The 21,370-nt window shown below is 54.2% G+C and carries 20 protein-coding genes; 15 read left to right on the forward strand and 5 right to left on the reverse strand.

What is annotated here, in order from left to right:
- Positions 1-8 precede the first annotated feature (8 nt).
- Positions 9-620, forward strand: coding sequence for a hypothetical protein (locus tag ACQKLP_RS04250; RefSeq protein ID WP_427320363.1), 612 nt, complete (start codon positions 9-11; stop codon positions 618-620).
- A gap of 62 nt (positions 621-682) precedes the next feature.
- On the opposite strand, the gene ACQKLP_RS04255 is transcribed toward ACQKLP_RS04250, so the two are convergent.
- Positions 683-1,924, reverse strand: coding sequence for a metallophosphoesterase (locus ACQKLP_RS04255; RefSeq protein ID WP_427320365.1), 1,242 nt, complete (start codon positions 1,922-1,924; stop codon positions 683-685).
- A 218-nt stretch (positions 1,925-2,142) separates the two neighbouring features.
- Here ACQKLP_RS04255 and atpD point away from each other — a divergent pair, with 218 nt between their 5' ends.
- Positions 2,143-3,642 carry a F0F1 ATP synthase subunit beta gene (gene atpD / locus ACQKLP_RS04260; protein ID WP_126244973.1) on the forward strand — a complete coding sequence of 500 codons (1,500 nt, stop codon included), beginning with the start codon at positions 2,143-2,145 and terminating at the stop codon, positions 3,640-3,642.
- Positions 3,643-3,668: 26 nt separating this feature from the next.
- Complete coding sequence (gene atpC / locus ACQKLP_RS04265; protein WP_126244974.1) at positions 3,669-3,920, forward strand: ATP synthase F1 subunit epsilon; 252 nt, start codon at positions 3,669-3,671, stop codon at positions 3,918-3,920.
- An 80-nt stretch (positions 3,921-4,000) separates the two neighbouring features.
- Here the strand turns inward: atpC and ACQKLP_RS04270 are convergent, their stop codons facing one another.
- The gene (locus ACQKLP_RS04270) at positions 4,001-4,552 is read right to left on the reverse strand and encodes a YqgE/AlgH family protein (RefSeq protein WP_341842814.1); all 552 of its coding nucleotides are present in this window, start codon (positions 4,550-4,552) and stop codon (positions 4,001-4,003) included.
- A gap of 180 nt (positions 4,553-4,732) precedes the next feature.
- On the opposite strand from ACQKLP_RS04270, the gene ACQKLP_RS04275 reads away from it, so the two are divergent.
- The gene (locus ACQKLP_RS04275; protein WP_427320368.1) at positions 4,733-5,551 is read left to right on the forward strand and encodes an iron chaperone; all 819 of its coding nucleotides are present in this window, start codon (positions 4,733-4,735) and stop codon (positions 5,549-5,551) included.
- A 163-nt stretch (positions 5,552-5,714) separates the two neighbouring features.
- Here the strand turns inward: ACQKLP_RS04275 and ACQKLP_RS04280 are convergent, their stop codons facing one another.
- Together ACQKLP_RS04280 and ACQKLP_RS04285 are read right to left on the reverse strand one after the other, a co-directional pair.
- Entirely contained in the window at positions 5,715-6,080 is a 366-nt protein-coding gene (locus ACQKLP_RS04280; RefSeq protein WP_427320369.1) for a hypothetical protein, read from the reverse strand.
- A gap of 98 nt (positions 6,081-6,178) precedes the next feature.
- Positions 6,179-6,463 (reverse strand): hypothetical protein, encoded by a 285-nt coding sequence (locus ACQKLP_RS04285; protein WP_427320371.1) that lies wholly within the window; start codon positions 6,461-6,463, stop codon positions 6,179-6,181.
- Between the two features lie 819 nt (positions 6,464-7,282).
- Here ACQKLP_RS04285 and ACQKLP_RS04290 point away from each other — a divergent pair.
- Genes ACQKLP_RS04290 through ACQKLP_RS04305 form a run of 4 tightly spaced genes read left to right on the forward strand, consistent with a single transcriptional unit; the run spans position 7,283 to position 10,992 of the window.
- Positions 7,283-8,506 (forward strand): sensor histidine kinase, encoded by a 1,224-nt coding sequence (locus ACQKLP_RS04290; protein WP_427320373.1) that lies wholly within the window; start codon positions 7,283-7,285, stop codon positions 8,504-8,506.
- A gap of 36 nt (positions 8,507-8,542) precedes the next feature.
- On the forward strand, positions 8,543-9,349 hold the full coding sequence (locus ACQKLP_RS04295; protein WP_427320375.1) for a HesA/MoeB/ThiF family protein: 807 nt from the start codon (positions 8,543-8,545) through the stop codon (positions 9,347-9,349).
- Positions 9,350-9,378: 29 nt separating this feature from the next.
- The gene (locus ACQKLP_RS04300) at positions 9,379-10,158 is read left to right on the forward strand and encodes an alpha/beta hydrolase (RefSeq protein WP_427320377.1); all 780 of its coding nucleotides are present in this window, start codon (positions 9,379-9,381) and stop codon (positions 10,156-10,158) included.
- 12 nt (positions 10,159-10,170) lie between these two features.
- A complete protein-coding gene (locus ACQKLP_RS04305; protein WP_427320379.1) occupies positions 10,171-10,992 on the forward strand; it encodes an alpha/beta hydrolase in 822 nt (273 codons plus the stop codon).
- Positions 10,993-11,008: 16 nt separating this feature from the next.
- Here the strand turns inward: ACQKLP_RS04305 and ACQKLP_RS04310 are convergent, their stop codons facing one another.
- Positions 11,009-11,920 (reverse strand): S66 peptidase family protein, encoded by a 912-nt coding sequence (locus ACQKLP_RS04310; protein WP_427320381.1) that lies wholly within the window; start codon positions 11,918-11,920, stop codon positions 11,009-11,011.
- Between the two features lie 109 nt (positions 11,921-12,029).
- On the opposite strand from ACQKLP_RS04310, the gene metG reads away from it, so the two are divergent.
- The 7 genes from metG (at position 12,030) to lpxB (ending at position 20,605) form a co-directional block, all read left to right on the forward strand.
- Positions 12,030-14,111 carry a methionine--tRNA ligase gene (gene metG, locus ACQKLP_RS04315; protein ID WP_427320383.1) on the forward strand — a complete coding sequence of 694 codons (2,082 nt, stop codon included), beginning with the start codon at positions 12,030-12,032 and terminating at the stop codon, positions 14,109-14,111.
- A gap of 108 nt (positions 14,112-14,219) precedes the next feature.
- Positions 14,220-16,619 carry a 3-hydroxyacyl-CoA dehydrogenase/enoyl-CoA hydratase family protein gene (locus ACQKLP_RS04320; RefSeq protein ID WP_427320385.1) on the forward strand — a complete coding sequence of 800 codons (2,400 nt, stop codon included), beginning with the start codon at positions 14,220-14,222 and terminating at the stop codon, positions 16,617-16,619.
- Positions 16,620-16,650: 31 nt separating this feature from the next.
- The gene (locus tag ACQKLP_RS04325; protein WP_341842824.1) at positions 16,651-17,544 is read left to right on the forward strand and encodes an ABC transporter ATP-binding protein; all 894 of its coding nucleotides are present in this window, start codon (positions 16,651-16,653) and stop codon (positions 17,542-17,544) included.
- A gap of 9 nt (positions 17,545-17,553) precedes the next feature.
- Positions 17,554-18,333 carry an ABC transporter permease gene (locus ACQKLP_RS04330; protein WP_427320387.1) on the forward strand — a complete coding sequence of 260 codons (780 nt, stop codon included), beginning with the start codon at positions 17,554-17,556 and terminating at the stop codon, positions 18,331-18,333.
- Between the two features lie 75 nt (positions 18,334-18,408).
- On the forward strand, positions 18,409-19,182 hold the full coding sequence (surE, locus tag ACQKLP_RS04335) for a 5'/3'-nucleotidase SurE (RefSeq protein WP_427320389.1): 774 nt from the start codon (positions 18,409-18,411) through the stop codon (positions 19,180-19,182).
- A 10-nt stretch (positions 19,183-19,192) separates the two neighbouring features.
- Positions 19,193-19,489 (forward strand): hypothetical protein, encoded by a 297-nt coding sequence (locus tag ACQKLP_RS04340; protein ID WP_341842827.1) that lies wholly within the window; start codon positions 19,193-19,195, stop codon positions 19,487-19,489.
- 9 nt (positions 19,490-19,498) lie between these two features.
- Positions 19,499-20,605, forward strand: a complete 1,107-nt coding sequence (lpxB, locus tag ACQKLP_RS04345) for a lipid-A-disaccharide synthase (RefSeq protein WP_427320391.1) — start codon at positions 19,499-19,501, stop codon at positions 20,603-20,605.
- Positions 20,606-21,370 lie beyond the last annotated feature (765 nt).

Raw genomic sequence — 21,370 nt, forward strand, 5'->3', positions numbered from 1 at the left:
ATTGGATTATGATCGCCGTATTATCCGTGCTGGTGGTGGCATTCGGGATTAAATCCTGTGCCGACCAGCAACGCGCCCGCAAACTGTTGCGGGTGAACGCGGGCCTGATCCGTGAAAACCAGGAACTGAAAGACAGGCTTACCCTCAGCAACCGCACCACCCAGCAGATTGCCGACCGGAAAGACATGCAGTTGCAAATGCAGGCCACTTTCGTGGACCGGCGCGAATATTTCCGCCGGAACTGGAAACAGTACATCACCTTGCATACCGGAGATTACAAAACCGGCTTCCTGGGCGGCATCCGCAACCTGGAAATCACGCTCCGCAACCAGACGGAATACCCGCTGGACAATGCCGTGGTGATCGTGGAATACCTCCGCGGGAACGGCGCCGTCTTCAAATCCGAGCCATACACCATCCATAACATCCCCGAAAAAGGGAGCCGCACCATCCAGGCCAGCAATTCCCGGAAAGGGACGAAGGTGAACATCCGCCTGGTGAGCGTCACGAGCCAGCCGATGAACTTCTGCTGGTCGGCCGACAAGCGGGTGGCGCCGGGGGATGAAGACCCCTGGGCCTGCGTTCCCAGGGCCAAACCGGCGGATTCGCTGCACCGTTAAACCTTCATATATGAAACGGCCCCGGTATTGCCGGGGCCGTTTTTTTATGCGGGTTATGCAACTTAGCGTTTGCTTTTCAGCTCCACTTTCCCGAATTCGGACCCATCGTCTTTCAGCATGACGAGCTGCAGGTCTTTTTCCGTGGCTTTCACCTTGATGAGCGTGCGGTTGCCGTCTTTCGGCCCGCCACCGATCACGATGGGGTAAGAATGCTGTCCTTTCACCGGCTGGTAAATGCCCATTTTGTGGGTGTGCCCGGCGATGAAGAGGTCGATGCCCGATTTGTCGAAGGTGTCGGCAAACATTTCGCGGCAATGCATGGGGCCGTGCCAGTCGCCCGAGTAATAATGCGGGATATGCATCATCACCACGCGGAATTTCGCCTTTTTGAATGCCGGGGTGGCCACGATTTTTTTCAGGGTTTCGGCCTGCTGGCGGCGGTATTCGTCGAAGTTCACGATGCCGGCGTATACGGGGTGGTCGTCGGGTTTGTCTTCGCCGGTGTCGAGCACGGTGAAGTGAACGGGGCCCCAGGTGCGGTCGAAGATGTATTCGCCGTCGAAGTAATTGGCCAGTTCGCGGCGGTATTTGCCCCGGGTTTCGTGGTTGCCGCGGGTGAAGATGAACGGTTTATTGGAGGCGAAGGCTTTGCCGGCGGGGGCGAGGAGGTGATCGATGATTTGCTTCTCATCTTCCTGGTAATCAAACACATCGCCGTTAAAGAACACGAAATCGTACGGGTCATTGTTCAGGCCGGTGAGGTGGGGGATGGATTGCGGGCGGTCGTGGATGTCGTTGATAACGAGCCAGGAAACCTCCGTGGGCTTGAGGGCGGGAGTGGTGAAGGAGTATATTTCGGAGACGAGGGTGTCTCCATAAGTCAGTTTATATGGTTGGAATTCCGCGATCTCCTTTGAGTGTACCCGGTAGTGATAGGTGGTGCCGGGTTTAAGGTGGCTGAGGCGGATTTTGTGGAGGGTGTTGTACGAGTCGACGACGCCGGCGTTGCTATGCTGGGCTTTGGAGCCGAGGGCTTCGGTTTCGCCGTATTCCACCCAGCTGTAGGTGGGCTTGTTGCTGAGCCACATGACCGTCATGCCGTCTGGCATGGGGTGCTGGAGGTAGGGTTGGCAGAGGAAGGCGTGGGCTTCTGCCGCGGGGGCGGCTTCCGGAACGGCGTTGGAAACGGCCGCGGCTGCGGTGCGGGCTCCGGGTGCCAGGGTGGCGGCGCCGAATAATCCGGCTTTCGTAAGATTGCCGAGGAATTTACGGCGGGATGGTGCGGGCTTATCGTTTTGCATCATTATAAAGAGTGTTATGCCGCTAAAAATAATATCCCCGGCCGGGAAATGCCAACTTATTGACTATAATTAATATATATTTGATGCCCGGTGTGGAAAACTGACGAAAATCACCCCAAATCAAATTCCCGGAATTTTGGGTTTTCTGGCTTCAATCGTTACCTTTGCGCGAAATTTTGCATTAGCACATTTTACTTGCGTACTATAAACAACTAACAAATATGCCTAATACAGGTAAGATCAAACAAATCATCGGTCCCGTTGTGGACGTGCATTTTGAAGGAAAATTGCCGGAAATTTATAACGCGCTTGAACTCACCCGTGATAACGGCCAGAAGGTAATTCTGGAGGTGCAGCAGCACCTGGGCGAAGATAGCGTGCGTACCGTGGCTATGGACTCTACCGAGGGCCTGGTTCGTGGTATGAATGTGACCGACAAGGGCGGTCCCATTAAAATGCCGACCGGCGATGCCATTAAAGGCCGTCTGTTCAACGTGGTGGGCGAGGCTATCGACGGTCTCGGCCAGCTGGACGCTACCAACGGCGCCCCGATCCACCGGATGCCTCCCCGTTTCGAGGACCTGGCAACCGACACCGAAGTGCTGTTTACCGGTATCAAGGTAATCGACCTGATCGAGCCTTACGCGAAAGGTGGTAAAATTGGTCTGTTCGGCGGTGCGGGTGTAGGTAAAACCGTACTGATCCAGGAGCTGATCAACAACATCGCGAAAGGCCACGCCGGTCTGTCCGTATTCGCAGGCGTAGGTGAGCGTACCCGTGAGGGGAACGACCTGATGCGCGAGATGATCGAAGCGAACATCGTGCGTTACGGCGATAAATTCAAGGAATCCATGGAACATGGCGGTTGGGACCTCTCCGCTGTAGACCAGGAAGAACTGAAAAACTCCCAGGCTACTTTCGTGTTCGGCCAGATGAACGAACCTCCCGGAGCCCGTGCCCGTGTGGCCCTCTCCGGTCTCACCATGGCGGAATACTTCCGTGATGGCGACGGCACTGCCGGCAGCGGTCGTGACATCCTCTTCTTCGTAGATAACATCTTCCGTTTCACCCAGGCAGGTTCCGAAGTATCCGCACTGCTGGGCCGTATGCCTTCCGCAGTAGGTTACCAGCCCACCCTGGCCACTGAAATGGGCCTGATGCAGGAGCGTATCACGTCCACCAAAAACGGTTCCATTACCTCCGTACAGGCGGTATATGTACCGGCGGATGACTTGACCGACCCCGCTCCGGCTACTACTTTCTCCCACCTTGACGCTACTACCGTACTTTCCCGTAAGATCGCGGATAAGGGCATCTATCCCGCTGTGGACCCCCTGGATTCTACCAGCCGTATCCTTTCCCCCGCTATCGTAGGCGAATCTCACTACAATACCGCTCAACGCGTGAAAATGATCCTCCAGCGCTATAAAGAACTGCAGGACATCATCGCGATCCTCGGTATGGACGAGCTGAGCGACGACGACAAGCTGACCGTATCCCGCGCCCGCCGCGTGGAACGCTTCCTGTCTCAGCCTTTCCACGTAGCAGAGCAGTTCACCGGTTTGAAAGGCGTACTGGTTCCCATCGAGGAAACCATCCGCGGCTTCAACATGATCATGGACGGCGAAGTGGACGAATATCCGGAAGCTGCGTTCAACCTGGTTGGTACGATCGACGATGCCATCGAGAAAGGCAAGAAACTGCTTGCGGCTGCTAAATAAGGCCACACACCACTAAACCGATTAACATGTTATTGGAAATATTGACACCGGAAAGAAAGCTGTACACAGGAGAAGTATATGGCATCCAGTTGCCGGGCGTAGACGGTTCCTTTGAAGTGCTGGACCGGCACGCTCCGCTGATCGCCGCCCTGGGTAAAGGCAAGATGAAGGTGCTGAAAGATAAGAGCCATGCGGATCATTACTCCATCGAAGGTGGTTTCGTAGAGGTGCTGAATAACAAGGCGACGGTGCTGGTAGAAGGCGCCACCGCCCAGTAATCTCCTCACAGGCAATATATTAAGGCCGGGCAGCGATGCCCGGCTTTTTTTATGGGTGTATGATGCCGGGATCGTTCAGATCAGTTGAGCGAGGGGTCTATGGGGAAATTGGCCATCATGGCGAAGTTGTTGCCCAGTTTCTGGAGGGATTGCTTCCAGATTTCTTCTTCGTTGCCGCTGAAAAGGAGCGGAGGGGTGATGCGGGAAAGGATCCAGCTTTTCTCGTTCAGTTCGCCTTCGAGCTGGCCACTGCTCCAGCCGGAGTAGCCGATGAAGAATTTGATTTTCTGCAAATCCAGCTCGCCGCGGTTAATGAGCTCCACAACGGTGGCGAAGTCGCCGCCCCAGAAAAGCCCGGGAAAAACTTCGAAGCCGCCTTCGATCTGGTCGGGGAGTTGGTGTATGAAATGAATGGTGTCGAGCTGGACGGGACCGCCGTAAAAGACGGGAATATTGGGGGTAACGACGGCGGGAATGAGCTCGTCGAGTTTATGATCGAACGGGCGGTTTACCACGAACCCGAAGCTGCCTTCTTCCTGGTGTTCGCATAAGAGGACCACCGTTCTGGCGAAATTCGGATCTTTCAGGAAAGGGTCCGCAATCAGCAATATTCCAGGCGCAAGTTGTTCCATACCTTATTCCACATGCTCTAACCAAATTTAACCAACTCCGGGCAACTATCGGCAATAGAAGGTGACTTTTTTGAAGGGGATCTTCTTTTCGACGCATTTTGCCCTTTATTTGTCGCTTCCGGCACGTATGAAAAAGTATGGCCGTCGGTATTTTTGGTCCACACAAAACCCTTTCATACCATGGCTAAGACCGACTTCAAAACCATCGACCAGTACATTTCCACGTTCGACGCGGCGGATCAGGCGGCGCTGACGAAAATCCGGCAGGCGATCCGCAAAGCTGCGCCCAATGCGGAAGAGGTGATCAGTTACCAGATCCCGGCCTATAAGGAAAACGGGTACGTTATTTACTTTTCGGGCTTCAAGGAGCATTACTCCCTTGCGTTTCCTCCGCCGTTCACCGTTTTTGAAGTGTTCGCCAAAGAACTGGCACCTTACAAGCAATCGAAAAGCGTGGTGCAGTTGCCCAAAAGTTCCCCGCTGCCGCTGGACCTTATCGGGCGCATGGTGAAGTTCCGGCTCGAGGAAGCGAAGCATTCGTCCAAATTGAAACCCAAGCCCGCTGCGAAAAGGGCTGACGGAGCTTCCTCCAAATCCAAACCTGCCGCCCCGGCGAAATCCCAAACCGCGACGAAGAAAGCCAACTCCGCCGCCCCCAAGGCCAAACCGGCAATACCAGCGAAACCCAAAGCCTCGGCGGAAAAAGCCAGCGCGGCAGCACCCAAACCGACAGAATCCGCGAAACCTAAAGCAGCAGCGAAAAACGCCAGTACTGCCGCGGCTAAAGCCAAGCCATCTACAACCGCGAAACCTAAAGCCGCAGCGAAAACATCCAGCCCGGTACCCAAACCGTCAACGCCCGCGAAACCTAAAGCCGCCGCGAGAAAAGCTAGTGCAGCACCCAAACCGTCAACACCTGCGAAACCCAAAGTCGCAGCGAGAAAAGCAACTACAGCAGCCTCCAAGGCCAAGCCGGCGCCCGCAGCAAAGAAAAAGTAGCATTATCCAGGGTGAAAAGCGGATCTGCCTGTTCCTGCTACCTACAAAGATGCCGCAAAAAGACCTGCGCAGTGGTGTTCTATGTGAAGTTGAAGTTTACCAGAAGTGGGTCGGCGGTACTACATTGCACAAAAACGCATCATGCCAGGCAGGCTTGCGGCGGCTAACGATTTTCCTCCTGCTTCCCACCCGGGTCGCCGAAATGCTTTTTGAACTTCGCCGTTGTAGCATCCAGCAACGACCTGTACGTCTCGATCAACGTTTTGTCTGCATGAAAACGTTGTGATTTCAGGTATGCTTCATGATCGCCGGTAATGGCCTGCCTGTCTGCCGCCTGCGAAATGTGGGCAGACATGCGCGAGCTGTATTTTGAAATGTTGTGCTGCAAATACCAGCGGAACATTTTCCTGGCAATCCAGGGAAAGAAAGCTGCCGTGGCCATGGTGAAGAGCGGGGTCAGATAATGAACCACTTTGCCGGTCACGTTATCGTCCCACCCGCATTTTTCGGACAGGAAGATAAACAGCACGCCGCAAAAAATACCGCAAATCGCATGGCCAAACCGGTTCGGCGAGAATTGATCTCGTTGATGAAAATGATTGGGTTCAAACAATGTTACAGGTTTTATTAATGCCCCCGCAGACGGGCCGCGTAATACTTTAACTCATTTAGGATGGCCAGTGCCTGCCTCATCGCTTCATCGGAATTTTTCCGGTGAACATATAGCCAAACCGTTTTGCCGGAAATAGGCCCCTTCATTTTATACCGGCTGTCCGGATGCCGGAAGACAAGTGCATTGTACCATGGCGAAAATGGTAATGATCTTCCCACTACCAGGAATACGGTAATAAATGCATATAAGGCGGTAAGCAGTAAAGCCATAATAACGAGGTCAACAATAGTTACATTCATAATGGAATCGTTTATCGGCGGGCAATCTACACGAAAAATCCATTCAAAAATTACCACCTCCGCAATTCGGAGATGCAAGAAAATCCGATTTGGGCCCGATTTCCTCGGAAAGCCCCCGGCACCCCGCCCCTCCGGATTCCCCAACAAACCCCTGATCTCCGGAAAACTGAGAAATTCTCACCCCAGCCACGGCTGTTTTTTCACACCCCGCCACACGCCCGTCCCCGCAAACACAATACGCCCCCCGGTCCCCGCGTTATTCCCTCCGGCCGGCACAAACCGGCAGGCAAGCAAAAGGCAGGACTCCAAACAGCTGTAAGACAATTAATTATAGATGGAAAAGAAGCAAATAAAAAAAGGGACCTAGAAAGATCCCTTACCATTTTATCAACCAAAATCTAAATCGCTTATGGAACGAATCCACGTCGATGTATGTAGAAAGTTTATTCGCTTATTTGTGTCTGTTATCCAGTAGCAAATTTGGTACCAGATGACAGAACAAAGGTATGTAAAGAACACATAATAACCGCGCAATTTCTCCGTTAAAATTACGTTAAAGTGGTGTTTTTTAACAGCAGTGCCCCTTTTTATACTACCCACCCCTATAATTTTGTATCATAGTTGCTGTAGCAATTACCGGCGTACGCCACTTTTTTCGCTATATTTATCGTTTCATAGTCTTACAAAATGCTGCCGTTAAAGAAGATATTTCCTGTTCTAATTGCACTGATTTCACTTTCCCTCTTGGGTATCATTTATATACAGTTTAGCTGGATTCGTAATGCCGCCCATATCAAAAAAGAAGAGAAAGAACATAAAATGGAAGAGGCCGTTCTCGCCGCCGGCAACGACATCCTCAGCAAATCCGTCACACCCGTCACCCGCATCCAGATCGACCGGAACAAGCCCGACGGCGTACTCGGCAAATTCATGCTCGATCCCTTTTCAGATAACAACATCAAACAGGTTATACCGATCTCCGCACAGGTAGATATCAATGAAGTGTCGGCCGCGCTCCGCAAATCCATGAAGGAACGCAAGCTCGACACCATCTTCGAGTTCGGCGTCGAATCGCCCACGCCGCACGGCATCAACATCCAGCTCAGCTCCCGCAATTTCGTGGAACGCCTCCGCCGGCGCGACGTCGACTCCGCACTTTACCAGGAAATCATCGTCCCGCTCGCCGATAACCTCACATCGCCCACCATGGAAGTGCTCCACGTATTCGTCCCGCAAAGCAGTTTCACAGTATTCAAATCGCTCGGATGGATGATCTTCGGCAGCATCGTTTTCACCATCATCATCGTCACCGCTTTCGCCCTCACCATCCGCACCATGCTCGGCCAGAAAAAACTCTCCGAGATCAAGAGCGATTTCATCAATAACATGACCCACGAGCTGAAAACACCGCTCGCCACCATCTCCCTCGCCATAGACGCCATCGGCAACGAACGCGTCATGGAAAACAAGGAGAAAATCAGGTACTTTTCAGGTATCATCAAAGAGGAAAACAAACGGATGAACAAACAGGTGGAATCCATCCTCCAATCCGCCCTCATGGAAAAAGAGGAACTGACCCTCAACCTCCAACCCATCGACGTTCACCAGCTCATCACCCATACCATCGACAACCTCCGCCTGCAGCTCGACGGCAAGAACGGCCGGGTGGAACTGCAGCTGAACGCCATTCAGCCCATCCTGAAGGCCGACGAAGTGCATTTCTCCAACCTCATCTTCAACCTGCTCGATAACGCGATCAAGTATTCGAAAGACAACCTCGAGATCCGCATCGCCACTTCCAATACCCGCAAAAACCTCGTGATCTCGATCGCCGACAACGGCATCGGGATGAGCCGTGACACGGTGTCGCGCATATTCGAGAAATTCTACCGCGCGCATACCGGGAACGTGCATAACGTGAAAGGCTTCGGGCTGGGGCTTACGTACGTGAAAGCCATCGTAGACGCGCACAAGGGAAAGATCCGCGTGGAAAGCGTTATCGGTAAAGGCAGCCGTTTCACGATGGAGTTTCCGCAGGAGTAGGTTATCTTTGCGGAGGAAATCAGACCGAAGCATAACATGTTGTCAGAAAAAGAACTGAACAGATATAAACATCCCATCGCGGTACCCGGAATGGGCGTGCAGATGCAGGAGCAATTGAAGAAAGCGCGCATTCTCATTATCGGCGCGGGCGGATTGGGAAGCCCCGTTGCCCAATACCTCAGCGCCGCGGGCATTGGCGTGATCGGCATCGCGGATTATGGGGTGATTCTGGAGGAAGACCTCCATCGCCAGCCCCTCTTCAACATGCAGGACGTGCGCAAGCACAAGGCCAAAATGGCCGCCAGTCGCCTCTTTTCCCTCAACCCCTGGAACAAGCATTACCCTTTTCTCATACAGGTAAAACCGGAAAATGCCCGGCAGGTTTTCCAGGGATTCGACCTCATCGTGGACTGCTCGCAGCATCGCCCCACGCACCTCGTGACCAACGACGCCTGCATCCTCGATAACAAACCCTTCGTCATGGGCGAAGTCCATAACTGGACGGCCTGGTGGGGCGGGTTCAACATGATGCCCGCCAGCGGAGCGCCCGCCGCTTCGTACCGCTGCAACGAATTCCTCCTCGACGATTTCCGCAATTTCGACGCCGGCGCCATGGGCGCCACGCATGGCGCCACCGCCCTGCTCATGGTGAACGAGATCATCAAATACCTCGCGGGCGTACCGGGACTTGCAGGAAAATTGCATACCTTCAATTACCTGCATCACCAGTTCGACGTGCGCGACCTCCATTCCGACGCGTCCAGAATCCAGGGCGTGAAGGACCAGGGGCTGCTGACGGCGGACGATTACGGCATGGAGATCGTGCCGGATGTGGAAGACTGACCCGTTTTCACCCAAAGTCCCGGTCCTGTATGGTTTACTACATCCTCGCCGGTTATATCGTTCTCATCGTGCTGGCCTTCGTCATCCAGGACCGCTTCATCTGGAAGCCGGAGAAACTGCATCCTGACTTCACTTTCCGGTACGATCAGCCTTTCGAGGAGCTATTCTTCGATCCCGAACCGGGCGTGCGGCTGAACGGGCTGCATTTCAAGGTGCCGGAGCCGAGGGGGCTTTTGCTGTATTTTCATGGGAATACCCGCAGTATCAAGGGTTGGGGCAAATACGCCCGCGACTACACCCGGCATGGCTACGATGTGCTCATGGTGGACTACCGCGGGTTCGGGAAAAGCACGGGAAAGCGGTCGGAACCGCAGTTACTGAAAGATGCGCAGTTCGTGTACGACGTGCAGTTGGAAAAATACCCCGAAAGTCACATTTTGGTCTACGGAAGGAGCATGGGGAGCGGGTTTGCGGTGAAGCTGGCCTGCGATAACCGGCCACGGTACTGCATCCTGCATGCGCCATATTACAGTTTTACCCGCGTCGTCAAGCGATTTTTGCCTATTTTACCGGTAACCTGGGTGTTGCGGTACCACCTTCGCGCCGATCAGTGGATCCGGAAAGTGAATTGCCACACCTACATCCTGCATGGAACGAAAGACAGGTTGATCCCTATCCGCCACAGCGAAGCCCTCCGCGCGCTCAATCCCGCGAAAGTGACGCTGATCCGCATCCAGGGCGGCGGGCACAACAATCTGCCGTCTTTCCCGGAGTATCATACTTTCATCCGCGACATCCTGCAGGAATAAAGTTCTCGAATTATGGAGCAGCAGCCGTCTACCATCCGCAAATATCTGAAAAAGATCGCCCTGTGGGCCATCGCCGCGTACCTCCTGGCCGGGGTGATATTGTATTTCCTGCAGGATAAGCTGCTGTTTCACCCGGAAGTTTTGCCGGTCAATTACCAGTACAAGTTCGACGTGCCTTTCCAGGAAATGCTGATCCCCGTCAATAAGAAAGTGAAGCTGAGCGCGGTTTTGTTCAAGGCGGAGAAGCCCCGGGGGATGGTACTTTACTTCCACGGGAATACCGCTAACATTAACCGGTACGCGAAGTATATGCCCGATTTTACGCGGAACGGGTACGAAGTGCTGATCATGGATTACCGGGAATTCGGGAAAAGTACGGGCAGGTTGACGGAAGAAGCGTTGTATGAGGATGCGCTCCTCATGTACAAGGTGGCCCGCACCCGCTACGCGCCCCACCAGATCGTGATTTACGGGAAATCCCTCGGCACGGGGATCGCTACGGAATTGGCGTCTGTCCGCGATTGCAGGCGCCTCATCCTCGAAACGCCCTACTACAGCATCCACGACGTGGCAGCCGAAGCGGCGCCCATCTATCCTTACAGCCTCATGCTCGATTTCAAGCTGCCCACTTACGAATATCTCCCCAAAGTGACCGCACCCGTCGTGATGTTCCACGGAACGGACGACGAAACGGTGCCTTACGCCTCCGGCGAGAAGCTGAAAACCTTCTTCAAGCCGGGCGATACGTTGTTTACCATCAAGGGCGGGGAGCATAATAACCTCGGGGATTACCCCTTCTACCACCAGAAACTCGATTCCATCCTGCAGCTTTGACAGGGCGCCTGCGAATTTAGCGCACCTCCGTCAGCGAAACGCCGCGGGGCGTCACTTTCAGCTCGTGCGGCACGCCCATTTTGAGGGCGTAGTTCTCGTCCTGATGCCCGACGGGGAAGTTGTAGCACACGGGATAATCGTATTCCGCCACCAGATTGCGGATGATCTCGAACTCGGTTTGTCCGAACGGGGTTTCCGTTTCCCGGGGATCGGCGAACGAGCCCACCACGAGGCCGGCCAGGTTGTTGAGCCAGCCTGCCCGTTTGAGGTTGTACATCATGCGGTCTACGTTATAGCGGTATTCGCCGATGTCTTCCAGGACGAGGATTTTCCCTTTGGTATTGGGCTGGGATGCGGTGCCGGAAACGTTGGAAAGGAGGGTCAGGTTGCCGCCCACCAGTTTGCCGGCGGCTTTGCCGGTACGGTTCATTTGGTGGGGATCGGCGGTATACCGGCTCCGTTTGCCGGAAAGGGCGTCGCGGAGGCTGGCTACATAGTTATTGTCCTGGGTGGACGGGGTGATGCCGCTGCACATGAGGGTGTGGAGGCTGGCGATCTTAAATTGTTCCTGGAGATGGGTATGCAGCACCGTGATGTCGCTATACCCGCAAAGCCATTTGGGATGGCGGCGGAAGCGGGAAAAGTTGATCCGGTCGAGGATGCACACGAGGCCGTAGCCGCCGCGGCCGAAAAGGATCGCCTTGATCTCCGGATCGTCCATCATATCCTGTAATTCCTCGAGCCGGAGCTCGTCGGGCGCGGAAAAGTTATGGAAACTCGTACCTACCGTAATCCCGAGGTGCACCCGGTACCCCCAGGACCGCAGTACGTCTGCCGCAAACTCGGCCGCCTGGAGCTCCATTTTACTGCTGGGGCACATAATGCCTATAAGGTCGCCTTTTTTAAGATAGGGCGGAATTTTGCTCATTCGTCGTCGCTTTAGTTTACCTTTGCAGATTAGTAATAAATTCACAAATAACCTGCTTCGGGTGACCAAAGTAAGTGTTATTTTCAATTTTTTAACGGAGAATACGCCAATGGAAAAATTTAACAGATACCTGGTGACGGCGGCTTTACCCTATGCCAACGGACCGGTGCACATCGGGCACCTGGCCGGCTGCTATCTGCCGTCCGATATTTACGTGCGGTATCTCAGGGCCAGGAAAATGGATGTAAAATTCGTCTGCGGGACAGACGAGCATGGAGTGCCTATCACGATCAAAGCCATGCAGGAAAACGTGAGCCCGCAAGACATCGTCGATAAATACTACGCCGTCATCCGCGACAGCTTCGCGGCCATGGGCATTTCTTTCGATATATTTTCCCGCACCTCCCGCCAGGTCCACCATGAAACGGCCGCGGCGTTCTTCAAGGAGATGTATGATAAAGGCCTGTTCGAAGAACGGGAATCAGAACAATATTTCGACGAGATCAAACAGGTGTTCCTCGCAGACCGATACATCATCGGCACCTGCCCGAAATGCGGTAACGACCGTGCTTACGGCGACCAGTGCGAGCGCTGCGGCAGTTCCCTCAGTCCCGACGAGCTCATCAACCCCCGCTCCGCCCTCAGCGACGCGGTGCCGGTGAAGCGCAAGACCAAACACTGGTACATGCCCCTCCAGCAATACGAGCCCTGGCTGAAACAATGGATCCTCGAAGACCACAAGGAATGGAAAAATAACGTGTTCGGACAGTGTAAAAGCTGGCTGGACAATGGCCTGCAAAGCCGCGCCATGACGCGCGACAGCAATTGGGGCATCAAGGTGCCGCTGCCGGACGCCGAAGGGAAAGTGCTGTACGTTTGGTTCGACGCGCCGATCGGATACATCTCCGCCACCAAGGAGCTCACCGAAAACTGGGCCGATTACTGGTGCAAGGAAGATACGCGCCTGGTGCATTTCATCGGGAAAGACAACATCGTGTTCCACTGCATCATCTTCCCCGCGATGCTGAAAGGGCATGGTGGATTTATCGTTCCCGACAACGTGCCGGCTAACGAATTCCTCAACATCGAAGGCGAAAAAGTATCCACTTCCCGCAACTGGGCCGTGTGGGTACACGATTATATCCAGGACTTCCCGGACCAGCAGGACGTGCTCCGCTACGTGCTCTGCTCCACGGCGCCGGAAACGAAAGACAACGACTTCACCTGGAAGGATTTCCAGGACAGGAATAACAACGAGCTGGTCGCTAACCTCGGCAACTTCGTGAACCGTACCATGGTATTGATGCACAAGCTTTGCGGCGGGAAAGTGCCTCAAATGCACGCTTCCGTGAAAGATGCGGCCGACGACGCCATTTTTGCGATGTTGCAGGACGCGAAACTGAAGATCTCCGAGAACCTCGAGAACTTCCGTTTCCGGGACGCCCTCGCCGAAGTGATGAACGTAGCCCGCGAAGGCAACCGCTACCTCCAGGAAAAACAACCCTGGATCCTGGCGAAAACGCCGGAACTGCAGGCCGCCAACCAGGAAAAGATCGACAACTGCATGCACGTGTGCCTGCAGCTGACGGCCAATCTCGCCATTTTCATCAATCCCTTCCTGCCGTTCACCGCGCAGAAAATCTGCCATATGCTGAAAGTGGTAGACAGGATGCTGGATTGGGAAAACGCCGGCAGCATGAAGCTCGTAAGCGTAGGATACTCGCTGCGCGCGCCCGAACTGCTGTTCAAGAAGATCGAGGACGAACAGGTAACGGCACAGGTGGAGAAGCTCCACGCCGGACTGAAAAAGTCTGCCGCGGCGGCTGCTGCTGCAGCTGCGCCCGCGCCGGAAGCGAAGCCCGCGAAGGCTGAGATCCAGTACGACGATTTCGCGAAGCTGGACCTGCGCGCCGGTACCATCACGCATGCCGAGAAAGTACCGAAAGCGGATAAACTGTTGAAACTCACCGTAGACCTCGGCAGCGAACAGCGGACCGTGGTGTCGGGGATCGCGGAGCATTACGCGCCGGAAGCCATCATCGGCAAACAGGTGACGCTCGTCGCCAACCTGGCCCCCCGCAAAATGCGCGGCATCGAAAGCCAGGGCATGATCCTCATGGCGGAAGATAACGGCAAGCTCGTATTCGTGAACCCGGACGCCACCGTGGCCCCGGGAAGCGGGATCAGCTGATCGTGAGAAAATAATGTTAAAAGGCCGGCGGATTCGCCGGCCTTTTTCTGTTTACACAAGTTTTCAACCGTAAAAAATGCTAAATTCATTGCTCTAAAGCTGGAAATTATGCAAAGAAGGATCAATAAAGTTGCTGTGCTGGGCTCTGGTGTAATGGGCTCGCGGATCGCGTGCCACTTCGCCGGTGTAGGCGTGAAGGTTTTACTGCTCGATATCGTGCCGAAAGAACCGAACGACAAGGAAAAAGCCAAAGGCCTCACGCTGGAAAGCAAAGCCGTGCGCAACCGCATCGTGAACGACGCGCTCCAGGCCGCCATCAAATCCAATCCTTCCCCGCTTTATACCAAAGAAGCCGCCAATCACATCTCCACCGGCAATTTCGACGACGATATGAAATCCATCGCCGGCTGCGACTGGATCATCGAAGTGGTGGTAGAAAATCTCGATATCAAGAAAAAGGTGTTCGAACAGGTGGAGAAATTCCGTACGCCCGGCACCCTCATCACTTCCAATACTTCCGGCATTCCCATCCATCTTATGACGGAAGGGCGCAGCGAAGACTTTCAAAAACATTTCTGCGGTACGCACTTCTTCAACCCGCCCCGCTATCTCCGCCTGTTGGAAATCATCCCCACGCCGCATACAGACCCGGCCGTGACGGATTTCCTCATGCATTACGGCGACCTGTACCTCGGCAAAACCACCGTGCTGTGTAAAGACACGCCGGCGTTCATCGCCAACCGCGTGGGCGTTTTCTCCATCATGGCCATATTCCACATCATGCAGGAAATGGGGTTGGGGATCGATGAGATCGACGCACTGACGGGCCCCATCATCGGCCGGCCCAAGTCCGCCACTTTCCGCACCGCAGACGTGGTTGGCATCGACACACTCGTGAAAGTGGCCAAAGGCGTGGCCGAGAACGCGCCGAACGACGAAGCGCGCGCCATCATGGACATTCCGCCGTTCCTGCAGAAAGTGGTGGAGAATAACTGGCTCGGCGATAAAACCGGCCAGGGCTTTTACAAGAAAACGAAAGGCGAAGGCGGGAAGGAAATCCTTACCCTCAACCTTCAGACCATGGAATACGGTCCGAAGCAGCGCGCGAAATTCGCGTCCATCGACGCGGCGAAGCCCGTGGAAGACCTTAAGCAACGTATCAAAATGCTGGCAGGCGCCAGCGACAAAGCGGGCGAGTTCTACAAAAACTTCCATGCTTACCTGTTCTCCTACATTTCCCACCGCATTCCCGAAATCGCCGATGACCTCTACAAAGTGGACGACGCCATGAAAGCCGGGTTCGGATGGGAGATCGGGGCGTTCGAGACCTGGGACCTGCTCGGCGTGGAAAACGGTATTAAAACCATTAAAGACAAAGGCCGGACAGTGGCTCCCTGGGTGGAGGAAATGCTCGCTTCGGGCGCGAAAAGCTTTTACAAGATCGATGGCGGGAAGAAATTCTATTACGACCTGGCATCGAAATCCTATAAACCGGTCCCCGGCGCGGATGCGTTCATCATCCTCGAAAATATTTCCAACAACATCGTCTGGAAAAACAGCGCCTGCAACCTGTACGATTTGGGCGACGGGATTTTGTCGCTCGAGTGGAAGACCAAGATGAATACCATCGGCGGCGAGGTACTGGAAGGTGTACACAAATCCATCGACCGTGCGGAGAAAGACTTCCGCGGCCTGGTGCTCGCCAACGACGCGGCCAATTTCTCGGCCGGCGCCAACGTGGGCATGATCTTCATGTTTGCGGCGGAGCAGGAGTACGACGAGCTGGATATGGCCATCCGCCTGTTCCAGCGGAGCACGATGCGGCTGCGGTATTCTTCCATCCCGGTTGTGGTGGCGCCGCACGGGCTGACGTTGGGCGGAGGATGCGAGATGAGCCTCCATGCGGATGCGGTGCAGGCCGGTGCGGAAACGTATATCGGCCTGGTAGAACTGGGGGTGGGATTGATCCCCGGCGGCGGCGGTACCAAGGAATTTGCGCTGCGCGCGTCCGACGAATACCGGGAGGGACAGATCGAGAACCCGATTTTGCAGGACCGCTTCCTGACCATCGCGCAGGCGAAAGTGGCCACGTCGGCCGCGGAGGCGTTCGAACTGGGGATCCTGCGGCACGGAACGGATGCCGTGAGCCTCAACCACAGCCGGATCATCGCGGACGCCAAGCAGAAAGCCGTGGAACTGGCCGATGCGGGATACGTCCGGCCGATCGAGCGGACAGACATCCGGGTGCTGGGGCGTGGCGCCCTAGGCGCGATGCTCACCGGCATCAATGCCATGAAATTCGCCAACTATATTTCGGAGCACGACGGCAAGATCGCCGGGAAGCTGGCGTACGTGATGTGCGGCGGCGACCTGTCTGAGCCCGCGCTTGTCAGCGAGCAGTATCTCCTCGACCTCGAAAGGGAAGCGTTCCTCAGCCTTTGCGGCGAGCGTAAAACCCTGGAAAGGCTGCAGAGCGTGCTGAAAACGGGCAAGCCGATCCGAAACTGATTTTATATTTTCGCCATTCAAATCTGTCAACTTGGAAAACACACACATGCTATCCCTGCACCAGCTCTCCAAGCGCTATGGCCCTGTCCAGGCGTTGAAAGGCGTTTCTTTCGACGTGCCCGCGGGCAGCGTTTTCGGAGTACTGGGCCCTAACGGCAGCGGTAAAACGACGTTGCTGGGGATCGTGATGGACGTGCTGAAGGCTGATTCGGGCACTTATGCCTGGTTCGGCCAGCCGCCGCATCATTCCCTTCGCCGCCGCATCGGCACGCTGCTGGAAACACCCAATTTCTACCATTATTATTCCGCGGTCCGTAACCTGGAGATCGCCGCAGCCATTAAGCAGCGCGGGCACGACGACATCGAGCGCGTGCTGAAGATCTGTGGTCTCTGGGCCAGGAAAGATTCGAAGTTCAGTACGTTTTCGCTGGGGATGAAACAGCGCCTCGCCATTGCCAGTGCATTGCTGGGCAACCCGGAAGTCCTGCTGCTGGACGAGCCCACCAACGGCCTCGACCCTGCCGGTATCGCCGAGATCCGTGAGCTGATCCGGGAGCTGGGGCGCCAGGGCACTACCGTCATCATGGCCAGCCACCTCCTCGATGAAGTGGAGAAAGTCTGCACCCACGTGGCGATCCTGAAAATGGGGACGCTCCTCACTTCCGGGCATGTAGACGAAGTACTGGCGAGTGAAGATATGATCGAGGTGAATTCGGCCGATGGCAACAAACTGGAACAGGTGTTGAACGCCATGCCCGGCCTGCGCTCCCTGCGCCGGCATAACGGCGGTTTCCAGGCCGTTTTCGATAACGGGCAAACTGCAGAGCAGGTGAACCGTTATTGCTTTGAGCAAGGCGTCGCCCTCAACTATCTCGCATTGCGCAAAAAGAGCCTGGAAGCGCGTTTCATTGAACTGACCAATTAATCCCCCGCCATGACCGAACTTTTGAAAATAGAATGGCTGAAAGTTAAAGCCTATCGCACATTCTGGCTCCTGTCCGGACTGTTCCTCGTGATCGTGCCATTGATTTTATGGTCGTACGAGCTGATCCTGAAAAACAACAGCCAGATGGCCACTTTCCTCGGCGCGTTCAGCTTCCCGAAAGCCTGGGAAACAACCGCCTGGATCGGGAGTATGATGTACCCGATCATGGGCATCCTGCTCATCATCTTCCTGACGAACGAAAATAACTTCCGGACCAGCCGCCAGAATATCATCGACGGGTGGAGCAGAGACCAGTATATCCTGGCCAAATTCGGTGTGATGATCACCATGGCGTTGTTTATGACGCTCGTGATCACCGCATGCGCCGTATTTTTCGGATTGCGGTCTGGCAATGGAAGCCCGGGCGATGGGATGGGAATGATCTGGCTGATATTTGTACAGTCGATGGATTATCTGGCGTTGGCGATGTTCCTCGGTGTGTTCATGCGCCGTGCCGGTGTGGCGATCGCTATTTACGTGATGTATGCCTATGTATTCGAGTTTTTCATCAGCCGGCTAGTGGATTTTAAAGTGAGGGCCCATCTGGGTGCGCTTTTTCCGCTGGAATGTACCGACAGGATGATCCCCGGGGAAACAAAACTCGTGAACCAGCTGGCCTCTCAGGGGATTCAGCCGTTCGAGCAATCGACGCTGCAGCTGATCGCTATCGGGTATATTCTGTTGTTCGGCTTCCTCGCTTACCGGAGAATCAAGCGATCCGATCTTTGATCTCATCGTTAATATTCCGAACGGCCGCAGGAATTGTGGGCCGGTGCATGTACATTTGTTGATAAAAGTAAAAAGGTGAAGCAGGAAAAATTGATACTGGTGACGAACGACGACGGGATAACCGCCCCGGGCATCCGCAACCTGATCGAAGCCGTACGGCCCCTGGGGCAGGTGGTGGTGGTAGCGCCCGACAGTCCGCAGTCCGGCAAAGGCCACGCCATTACGCTGGGGTTTCCCCTCCGGCTGAATTCAGTGGATATCTTCGAGGGTATTGAGGCCTGGCAATGTTCCGGTACGCCGGTCGATTGTGTAAAGCTCGCCCGCGACAAGATCCTGGACCGTGCGCCCGATGTTTGCGTGAGCGGCATCAACCACGGTGCGAACCATTCCATCAACATTATTTATTCCGGCACCATGTCGGCAGCCATGGAAGCGGCTATCGAGGGAATTCCGTCGGTAGGGTTTTCGTTCCTGGACTATGCTTATGATGCGGATATGTCCATTCCCCGGAAGGTGGCGCATGAAGTGACGCGCAAAATGCTGGAAACCCCGCTGCCGGCGCACACCCTGTTTAACGTGAATATTCCGGCCGTTCCGGAGAAAGAATATAAAGGTATCCGTATCTGCCGGCAGGCAAACGCCAAGTGGCAGGAGGAGTTCGACGAGCGGAGAGACCCTCACGGCAAAAAATACTACTGGCTTACCGGCGCGTTCAAGAACCAGGACAGTGGCGACGATACGGACGTTTGGGCGCTCGAGAACAACTATACTTCGCTCGTGCCGGTGCAGTTCGACCTTACCAACTACCGCCTGAAACAACAACTGGAAGCCGAATGGCATTTCCGATAATCCTATGACCATGTTGAAACAAGACAAACTATCGCTGGGCATTTTGCTGGGGCTCCTGACTCCCATTATCGCCTTCCTGCTATATTATTTAGGTGTTTTTTACCCGAAAGGCCAGGGGCTGGGGGAATTCATCAAGATGTTAGGCGACAACCGGTTCCTCATCCCAAAAATCATCAGCATTTGCCTGCTGGCGAACGGGATCGTGTTTTACCTGTACACCCGCAAACGCCGCGACCTCACGGCCCGCGGGATATTCCTGATCACATTGTTATATGCAATCGTTATCTTGCTGCTTAAAATCATCTAAGAACGGGGCATGAAGTATTACATCATTGCAGGAGAGGCCTCCGGCGACCTGCACGGAAGCAACCTGATCCTTCAACTCAAAAAACAGGACCCCTCGGCCGATATCCGCTGCTGGGGCGGCGATCTCATGCAGAAAGCCGGTGCCACCGTGGTGAAGCATTACCGCGACCTGGCATTCATGGGTTTTGCCGAAGTGATCATGAACCTGCGCACCATTCTTAAAAACCTCGATTACTGTAAACAGGACATCGCCGCCTGGCAGCCCGATGTGCTCATCCTGATCGATTATCCCGGGTTTAACCTGCGCATCGCCGAATGGGCGAAACAACAGGGCATCCGGACGGTTTACTATATCAGTCCGCAGGTCTGGGCCTGGAAGGAAGGGCGGGTGAAGAAGATTCGTGAGGTGGTGGACAAAATGCTGGTGATCCTGCCGTTTGAGCAGGATTTTTATAAGAAGTGGAATTTCGAGGTGACGTATGTGGGGCATCCGCTGATCGAAGCTGTGAAGGCGGCGCAGCAGGCACCGCCGTTGCCGCCGTTTTCCGACAAACCGATCATCGCGCTGCTGCCCGGCAGCCGTAAGCAGGAAGTGTTGAAGAAGTTGCCCGTGATGCTTTCCGTAGCAAAGTATTTTCCGGAATACCAGTTCATCGTGGCACAGGCTCCCAGTCTGGACGATTCGTTCCTTCGTCAGTTTACGGATGCTTATCCGAACGTTTCCACGGTGAAGAACCAGACGTATCCATTGCTGTTGCAATCTACGGCTGCGCTGGTGACGAGCGGAACGGCCACCCTCGAAACGGCGCTCTTTGGTGTGCCGGAGGTGGTTTGTTATAAAGGGAGCCCGGTTTCGTATTTCTTCGCCAAGCGGCTGATCAAGGTGAAGTATATTTCGCTGGTGAACCTGATCATGGACAAGCTGGTGGTGAAAGAACTGATCCAGCACGACCTGACGGAAGAGAATCTCCTGAAAGAATTGACGTTGATATTGAAGGATACCGCCCGCCATCAACAGATGAAAGCCGACTACGCTACCCTTTGGACCCTTCTGGGCGATGGTACGGCGTCGGAGAAAGCTGCGGGCGAAATTGTGAAGATGGTTCACGGGAAGTGAGCTTTGTTGTGGAAAAGATGGGATGTGCGGTCGGGAGCTCCTGGTCGCATATTTTTTTTAGCGGTGGATAGAGAAAGGGGGCATTCAGAATGGCAGTTGGTACTTTAAAATGGCGGTATTGTCAGTATGAAATTGCTGACACATCATCCGCATTTTTATTGAATGCGATTACAATGGAAATGGCCATGGTTGGAAGTTTTGCGTGAGGGTTTGGGATGTGGTTGATGGAGGTTGTCGTCAAACTTCCCAATGAAAACACTTTTATCAATTTTCATTCGAAATGCAACTTATCATAGAACGCCCAATACATCCATCGAAGAAAGGCATTATGTACCCGACGCCTATTAGTGATAGTATACGATAGGGAATACCGTTAGTGTAATTAATCATAGAACGCCTTCTGTATCCATCGCAGAAAAGTCTTCCGCTCCACCAAACCGAATGTCAGTAATTGACTGGCGCCTATTAGTGATTGTAAACGATGGCGAAAACCGTTAGTGTAATGCATCAAAGAACGCTTTTACATCGATCGCAGAAAAGTCTTCCGCTCCACTAAACCGAATGTCAGTAATTGACTGGCGCCTATTAGTGATAGTATACGATGGCGAAATCCGTTAGATTAATGAATCAAAGAACGCTTTTTACATAGATCGCAGAAAAGTCTTCCGCCCCACCAAACCGAATGTCAGTAATTGACTAGCTGCCTATTATCGATAGTATACCATGGCGCTATTGGTTAATGCAAATTTTCATAAAACGCCCTAT

The organism is Chitinophaga sp. NPDC101104 (assembly GCF_050277495.1).
Lineage (GTDB): Bacteria > Bacteroidota > Bacteroidia > Chitinophagales > Chitinophagaceae > Chitinophaga.

Bases quoted from the DNA above. Each gene is read 5' to 3' on its own strand.
- ACQKLP_RS04250 (WP_427320363.1), top strand. From the start codon at position 9: ATGATCGCCGTATTATCCGTGCTGGTGGTGGCATTCGGGATTAAATCC.
- ACQKLP_RS04255 (WP_427320365.1), bottom strand. From the start codon at position 1,924: ATGATGCAAAACGATAAGCCCGCACCATCCCGCCGTAAATTCCTCGGC.
- atpD (WP_126244973.1), top strand. From the start codon at position 2,143: ATGCCTAATACAGGTAAGATCAAACAAATCATCGGTCCCGTTGTGGAC.
- atpC (WP_126244974.1), top strand. From the start codon at position 3,669: ATGTTATTGGAAATATTGACACCGGAAAGAAAGCTGTACACAGGAGAA.
- ACQKLP_RS04270 (WP_341842814.1), bottom strand. From the start codon at position 4,552: ATGGAACAACTTGCGCCTGGAATATTGCTGATTGCGGACCCTTTCCTG.
- ACQKLP_RS04275 (WP_427320368.1), top strand. From the start codon at position 4,733: ATGGCTAAGACCGACTTCAAAACCATCGACCAGTACATTTCCACGTTC.
- ACQKLP_RS04285 (WP_427320371.1), bottom strand. From the start codon at position 6,463: ATGAATGTAACTATTGTTGACCTCGTTATTATGGCTTTACTGCTTACC.
- ACQKLP_RS04290 (WP_427320373.1), top strand. From the start codon at position 7,283: ATGGAAGAGGCCGTTCTCGCCGCCGGCAACGACATCCTCAGCAAATCC.
- ACQKLP_RS04295 (WP_427320375.1), top strand. From the start codon at position 8,543: ATGTTGTCAGAAAAAGAACTGAACAGATATAAACATCCCATCGCGGTA.
- ACQKLP_RS04300 (WP_427320377.1), top strand. From the start codon at position 9,379: ATGGTTTACTACATCCTCGCCGGTTATATCGTTCTCATCGTGCTGGCC.
- ACQKLP_RS04305 (WP_427320379.1), top strand. From the start codon at position 10,171: ATGGAGCAGCAGCCGTCTACCATCCGCAAATATCTGAAAAAGATCGCC.
- ACQKLP_RS04310 (WP_427320381.1), bottom strand. From the start codon at position 11,920: ATGAGCAAAATTCCGCCCTATCTTAAAAAAGGCGACCTTATAGGCATT.
- metG (WP_427320383.1), top strand. From the start codon at position 12,030: ATGGAAAAATTTAACAGATACCTGGTGACGGCGGCTTTACCCTATGCC.
- ACQKLP_RS04320 (WP_427320385.1), top strand. From the start codon at position 14,220: ATGCAAAGAAGGATCAATAAAGTTGCTGTGCTGGGCTCTGGTGTAATG.
- ACQKLP_RS04330 (WP_427320387.1), top strand. From the start codon at position 17,554: ATGACCGAACTTTTGAAAATAGAATGGCTGAAAGTTAAAGCCTATCGC.
- ACQKLP_RS04340 (WP_341842827.1), top strand. From the start codon at position 19,193: ATGTTGAAACAAGACAAACTATCGCTGGGCATTTTGCTGGGGCTCCTG.
- lpxB (WP_427320391.1), top strand. From the start codon at position 19,499: ATGAAGTATTACATCATTGCAGGAGAGGCCTCCGGCGACCTGCACGGA.